Below are 361 nucleotides of genomic sequence, written 5' to 3'. Positions count from 1 at the left end.
ATTCACTAACATGTACCCATTGGTCATCCATTGACCAAGTGCAGTGGAAATTTTAAAATCTGCCATAACTTGTGGTAATGCCGTATTCATTAATGTTTGATTTAAAAAGCCCAGAAAAACGCCCACCATTAATATTAACAGTACACCACGTTCCTTTTTTGATATCGTATTCACACCCACACTCCTATGTTATTAAATTAGTAATCCTTTTGTTGCCACTCTAATTCGAATTGTGTCACAAATTCATGCATGAGTTTGTCCCTTTTCTCACCAATTCGCTTGCCCTCATCTGTATTCAAATAATCTTTTAGCAAAAAAAGCTTTTCATAAAAATGATTCATAATTGTCTCACCATCTGCCT

General features: G+C 34.9%; 1 pseudogene. It reads right to left on the bottom strand.

Annotated features, from left to right (window positions below):
- Window positions 1–197 precede the first annotated feature (197 nt).
- A pseudogene (locus tag CP370_RS10165) lies at window positions 198–361 on the bottom strand (HD family phosphohydrolase); the annotation flags it as partial.

The organism is Lactobacillus sp. UMNPBX19 (assembly GCF_002553805.1).
GTDB lineage: Bacteria > Bacillota > Bacilli > Lactobacillales > Lactobacillaceae > Lactobacillus.
Note: the sequence above shows the minus strand (reverse complement) of the source record. Positions and strands in the feature narration are given on the sequence as shown.